The organism is Bradyrhizobium sp. SHOUNA76 (assembly GCF_023006445.1).
Taxonomy (GTDB): Bacteria; Pseudomonadota; Alphaproteobacteria; order Rhizobiales; family Xanthobacteraceae; genus Bradyrhizobium.
Genome location: NZ_JALBHA010000428.1, coordinates 1 through 5,699, shown reverse-complemented (window position 1 = coordinate 5,699; position 5,699 = coordinate 1). Strand labels below are relative to the sequence as shown.

7 protein-coding genes and 1 pseudogene are annotated in these 5,699 nt (G+C 62.8%); 3 read left to right on the top strand and 5 right to left on the bottom strand.

Features of this window, described 5'->3' with window-relative positions:
* Positions 1-200 (bottom strand): annotated as a pseudogene (locus MOV74_RS41055) (hypothetical protein); the annotation flags it as partial.
* A 113-nt stretch (positions 201-313) separates the two neighbouring features.
* Here MOV74_RS41055 and MOV74_RS29770 point away from each other — a divergent pair.
* From MOV74_RS29770 to MOV74_RS29760, 3 genes are read left to right on the top strand one after another with little or no spacing between them, the layout of a single operon-like run.
* A complete protein-coding gene (locus MOV74_RS29770) occupies positions 314-742 on the top strand; it encodes a thioesterase family protein (protein WP_246930267.1) in 429 nt (142 codons plus the stop codon).
* Between the two features lie 3 nt (positions 743-745).
* Complete coding sequence (locus MOV74_RS29765; RefSeq protein WP_246930265.1) at positions 746-1,225, top strand: PaaI family thioesterase; 480 nt, start codon at positions 746-748, stop codon at positions 1,223-1,225.
* A 60-nt stretch (positions 1,226-1,285) separates the two neighbouring features.
* Positions 1,286-1,945: a DsbA family protein gene (locus tag MOV74_RS29760; RefSeq protein ID WP_246930263.1), complete on the top strand. Its 660-nt coding sequence runs from the start codon at positions 1,286-1,288 to the stop codon at positions 1,943-1,945.
* 77 nt (positions 1,946-2,022) lie between these two features.
* On the opposite strand, the gene MOV74_RS29755 is transcribed toward MOV74_RS29760, so the two are convergent.
* The 4 genes from MOV74_RS29755 to MOV74_RS29740 form a co-directional block, all read right to left on the bottom strand.
* The gene (locus tag MOV74_RS29755) at positions 2,023-2,229 is read right to left on the bottom strand and encodes a hypothetical protein (protein ID WP_246930262.1); all 207 of its coding nucleotides are present in this window, start codon (positions 2,227-2,229) and stop codon (positions 2,023-2,025) included.
* Positions 2,230-2,310: 81 nt separating this feature from the next.
* On the bottom strand, positions 2,311-3,381 hold the full coding sequence (locus tag MOV74_RS29750) for a phospholipase (protein ID WP_246930261.1): 1,071 nt from the start codon (positions 3,379-3,381) through the stop codon (positions 2,311-2,313).
* A gap of 55 nt (positions 3,382-3,436) precedes the next feature.
* Positions 3,437-4,906, bottom strand: a complete 1,470-nt coding sequence (locus MOV74_RS29745; RefSeq protein WP_246930260.1) for a hypothetical protein — start codon at positions 4,904-4,906, stop codon at positions 3,437-3,439.
* Positions 4,907-5,074: 168 nt separating this feature from the next.
* On the bottom strand, positions 5,075-5,699 hold a 625-nt coding region (locus MOV74_RS29740; RefSeq protein ID WP_246930259.1), incomplete at its 5' end, for a S1C family serine protease.

The window sequence follows — 5,699 nt, the reverse complement described above, 5'->3', positions numbered from 1 at the left end:
ACGGCAATCGCGATATCGGCGGCGGTATCGACCAGTTCTGGCTCACCGGGAATTTGCGCATCGATCCGGTCGAGCAGATCGATTTCGTCGATCGGCTCCGCCGCCGTGCGCAGCACCTCGACCCTGACGCCCTCGACCCCCGAGCGGGCGAGCTCGGCAAACCCCGCCTCGACCCAGACATCGCCCTTGCCGTCGCTCATGAAGGAAGCCTCGCAGATTCTTGATACGGTGCCGTATTGCTAGCGCGACGGAGCCCTGATACGCTACCGTATCAAGAAGCCGCCAAAGGCGGAACAGGGCAGGAGGAATTGCGATGGAGCAGGAGGCGACCTATCGCGGCACGGTCTATCCGTGGCAATGCGATCATGTCGGCCACATGAACATCATGTGGTATGTCGGCAAGTTCGACGAGGCCAATTGGAATTTGTTCGCCCGCCTTGGGTTGACGCCGAGCTACTTGCGCAGTTCCGGCCGCGGCATGGCGGCGGTGCAGCAGAACATCACCTATAGGCGCGAGCTCCTCGCCGGCGACATCGTCGAGATCCGCAGTCACCTGCTTGAGATCAGCGACAAGTCGATCCGGTTCCGGCACGAGATGAGGAATGCCGAGACCGGCGAAATCGCCGCGACTTGCGAGATTACCGGCGTGCAGATGGATCGTGCGCTGCGGAAGTCGGCGCCGTTCGCGGATGCCATCCGCCAAACCGCCTTGAGGCATCTTGCCGAACCGGCCGAGGTCTGAGCCATGGCGGCGTTCGAGCCTAAAAATCCGGGCTATCGCGCGGCTGCCATTGCCTTGTTCGACGGTCAGCCGGCGATGCGCACGCTCGGCATCGTGATCGTCCGCCTTTCGCCGGGCGAGGTCGAATTGGCAATGCTGCATTCGCCGGCCTTCACGCAACAGAACGGTTTTGTCCATGCCGGCATCATCACGGCAGGCCTGGACAATGCCTGCGGTGTCGCCGCCTTCACTCTGATGCCACCCGAGGCCGACATCCTCACCGTCGAGTTCAAAACCACGCTGCTTGCACCCGCCCGCGGCGAACGCTTCGTCTTCAAGGCCGAGGTGGTGAAGCCCGGCCGCACGCTGACCTTCTGCGAGGCCAGAGCCTTTGCCGAGCACGAAGGCAAGATCACACCTATCGCCACCATGACCGGGACGCTGATGGCGATGCTACCCCGCGCCCGGCACGCGATGACTTTACGCCCGCAACGCTCTATATGAGCGTAACAATTCCCGGTCCCGAACCGTATTCGCGGAGATGGGACCGAAACGGGACGAGATATGGCTGGATTTGAGAATAAAGGCCTGGTGCCGACGCGGCGCGCGGCGCTGACGCTGATCGGGGCGGGCGCCCTCGCGGCGGGTCGCATCACGTCGGCGCGGGCAGCCGCCGATAATGACGAGGTGCTGACCGAAGCCAAGGTGCTGCGCGATCCCGACACGCCCGTCGCCGGCAACCCCAACGGCAACGTCACCATCGTCGAATGGTCCGACTACAATTGCCCCTATTGCCGCAAGCTCGAGCCCGAGCTGCGCCAGGTCGTCCAGGACGATGGCAAGGTGCGGCTGGTGATGAAGGACTGGCCGATCCTCGGGCCGGTCTCGGTCACGGCGGCGCGGACCGCGCTCGCGGCGAAATTCCAGGACAAGTACCATCCGGCCCATGACGCCTTGATGGGCGTCAGCTCACGCCTGACCGAGCCGCGTATCAACGAGTTGCTGGCGGCCGCCGGCGTCGACATGGATCGCCTGAAACGCGACCTTGCCGACCATGGCAGCGACATCGACGCCCTGCTCAAGCGCAACAACGAGCAGGCTGAAGCCTTTGGTTTCAGCGGCACCCCATCCTTCATCGTCGGCAAGTACCGCGTACCCGGCGTGCTCAGCATGACCGAGTTCGAGCAGGTCATCGCCGATGCCCGCAAGGCCAAGATGAACTGACGCGCAGCGTTGATCGGAGCCAACACAAAGGCGCCGCCGCGGATCCGCGACGGCGCCTCGTTCATGATACGGCATCGTTACTTCGACGAGATCCGGACCCAGTCCTTGTGCGCGCGATCGCGCAGCGCATCCCAATCCGCCTTCGCCACGTCCCAGTTCACGATGGTGCGATTGGTGATCGCCACCTCGCCATTGGCGACCGATGACGTCTGCATGGAATCATAGACATAGACGCCGCCCGCAAGCAGCAGCGCGCCCAGGACCATTCCGAAAAAAGTCTGCATGGCGAACCTCCGGTGACCGGCAATAACGTCGGCCCGGAGCGATGGTTCCGGGGCAGTACGGCGCAGGTAAGGTCGGATCGTTCAGGTCCCATTCAGCCACTCCAGCAGCTCCGCGTTGATCTCGCGCGGATAGGTGTGGCTGAGGTCGTCGATCTCGCGATAGGTGACATCGGCGCCGGCCGCTGCGAGCGCCGCCTGCGTCTGGCGCGCGGTCTGCACGGGAAACATCCAGTCGAGCTTGCCGTGGGTGATGAAGACAGGCAGCCTCTGCAGGCGCGTGGCGTCGGCCATCTCCGCCATCAGCGGATGGAAGGTCGCGGACACCGGCGCCAGATGGGTGAAGGGCGAGGCTCCGTCGAGCCCGCTCACGTAACAGAAGGTGCCGCCGTCGCTCATCCCGGTCAGCAGCATGCGCGAGGCATCGACGGTCCAACGGCCGCGCACGGTTTCGAGGATGCGCATGAGATTGGGCGTATCGGCATCGTCGCCCATCAGCGCCCAGGTCGGGCCGGTCGCGGTCGGCGCCACCAGGATCGCACCACAGCTGCGGGCGTCGCGCAGCCAGCTCCACAGGAAGCCGCGGCCGTTGCCGCTGCCGCCATGCAGCGCCATCACCAGCGGCATGGCGCGATCGGCCAAGTAATATTCGGGCACATAGACCGAGAAGCCGCCGCGGCTGCCGGGCTCGTTGTGATCGTGGAAGATGCCGGTATTTTCGCGCGCGCCGACTTCGAGCCGCGACAACAGGTTCGCATTTTCGCGATTGGCGTCGTTGAGGAAGAAGCTGCTCACCGGTGGAAATTGCACCGAAAGGGGATAAAGCGCCTCCTGCGCGCGCGGCAGGTGGCGCAGCGCGCGGAAAACCGCGACGAGATCGCCATTGCCGCGCTCGACCTCGCGGATGCCGGCAAAGGCGGCGAGCGTCTCGTCGCAGGCGCGGTCCAGTCGCTCGCGCAGGCCGGCGAACTGGTCCGGCCAATCCGCGATCGCAATACGTGCGGCCTGCAGTGCCTCATCCGGCGCGCCGATCGCGTTCATGACAGAAGCAAAGGCCGGCGGATGCAGATGCCTTTGGAAAAATCCAAGCGCTTCCAGCGCATTGAGCAGTGGCGGGAGCACGGCCACGATGTCATCGATCACGGCCTCGGTCATCGCGGCTTCCTCCGGACGTAGGGCAATGTCGATGCCATCCGGCCATATGGTCGCGCTACTTGCCCGGCACCTTCTCCTGAGTCTTAAATCCCAGGTACGCGGAATTGACAATCCCCATGAGCATGAGGAGATAGGCGTCGAATTCGACGAAGATGAAATTCGCGACGGCATTCCAGGCAAAGATGATCGCGAGGATGCCGGTCCAGCCAATCATCTGGATTCTGTGCAGCTTGGGACCGCCGCCGTCCGAGATCAGATCGGCCCAGAAGCCTTTCGTTATCTCCCTTTCGACCGGTTTGTCGGGGTCATCTCTGTCCAGGATAACGGCGGTGAGTCCCGTCACGCTGTTGATGCCGAGCAGGACGAGGATCGCTTCTGTGATGACGTTTCTGTAAATTCCCAGAGTGAGCCAGATGAAGATGAAGCCCGCGATCGACAGGCCGAGCCACAGCGCCATTTGAGCCCGGCCTAGGCTGAAGCTACCTCCCGGATGGTCTTTTGTGGAGGCGTTCTTGCAGGCAAGCAGCACTTGCGTGGCCTGCGCAGATCTGTCGGCGAGCGCCTGATTGGCGGGATCAGCTGCGGCTGCCGCACGGGCAATTCTGTCATTGTACTCCGCGATCTCGATGTTCGAGAGTGCATGGTCGCGCAATATGCTCGAGTTGGCAGCGAAGATCGCGAACGCGACGGCGAGCAGGATAACCGATAGAGCGCCGAGGCCGACGACCGGCGGCCAGTACACTCGGAATCTGATCGCCTCCTGGCGCTCGATTTCCGGAGTACTGCCTTGAGATCGCGACAGCCCTACCCGGAGCGATGCGACCCCTCGATCTGTTTTTCCCCCGAGCAATTTGCGCCAGAATTTGGCGTCCTCTGACGTTGCGTCGGGATTTTGACCGAATTTGTAAGAGAGCAACTGGGGTGCTGGCGTTGCACGTGCACCAAGCGCTAGCGGAGATCGGCTGCCGTTCAGGAAGAGCGAGACGGCCTCGATCGGAGCTGGCTGATCGCGGGCCGCTTTGGCCGCCACGAGCGCCAACTTGACGGCGGCCAGCTCCCTTTCGGGCCCGTCCTTTTTGCCCGCTGGCGCATTGTCGAACGCGGTCTGAGCGGCAACGACTTCCTTCTCCTTCAGCTCAACTGTCGCCTTGAGCTTGTCCAGCGAGGCTTGTGACGCGACTCCGGCCGCGACTACGCAAATGTGGCCGTCCAGTCTGACTGTGGGAGGCCAGACCGCGACGATGCGCAGCTTCCCCTCATTGTCGGACTTTGCCTCCTCGCTCAACGGATTCGGCTGTTCGAGATCCTTGTTGAGTTTGGGTCCGCAGTCGTCGCGTGCATCTTTCGCACTTGATACCACTACTCCCGCAGCGGATTTCGACTCGTAGAGCCATTGATCGAAATGAGCCTCGAACGCCACGATAAGGACGCAGGACACAAGTAGAATGAGACCAAGGACCGCCAGAACTCTGGTTGTCTTTCTGGTGGGTTCGTTTTGTAAATTGATCCCCGACGCGGACAGCAAAGCGTCCTCCCCAAATCAATTCCATTACGCATTATTCAAATATTCCTGAATTGGATCAGAGACACGTTTAAATTGCAAGTTGCAAAAACGCCGCGTCCTCAGTGAGTCGCGGCGAGCGCGCGCATCCGGGCCAGCCTTACTCAGCTCAGGGTTATCCTGTGGTGCCGATCAATGCAGCTTCGGCGCCTTCAAGAGCTTGAAGCGATCGGTCGATGTCACCGTGACGTCGAAGGTGACGCCTTGGTGATGCACGGTCAGCGGCACGTCGACGCCGGCGGCGCCGAGCGACCACATCTTCTTGTAGAAGGCGGTCTGGCTCGTGACCTTGTCGCCGTCGACGGCGAGGATGATGTCGTCGGTCTTGAGTTCGGCGCGCGCCGCCGGACCGTTGGCGGAGATCCCGATCACCACCACGCGGTTGTCGATCTCGGTCGAGTAGAGCCCGAGCCAGGGCCGCGCAGGCTTGTTGACGCGACCAAACTTGCGCAGATCGTCCAGGATCGGCTTCAACAGGTCGATCGGCACGACCATGTTGACGTGCTCGGCCTTGCCGTCGCGTTCACGCTCCAGCTGAAGCGAGCCGATGCCGATCAACTCGCCGCGCTCGTTGAGCAGCGCGGTGCCGCCCCAGTTCGGATGCGCGGGATAGGTGAAGACGGCTTCGTCCAGCAGATATTCCCAGTAACCGGCGAATTCCTGCTTGGCCACGATCTGGCTCGCGACCGAGCGCGTGCGGCCGCCGGCGCCGCCGACCACGACGCGGTCGCCGATCTGGCTTGCCGCCGACGAGCCG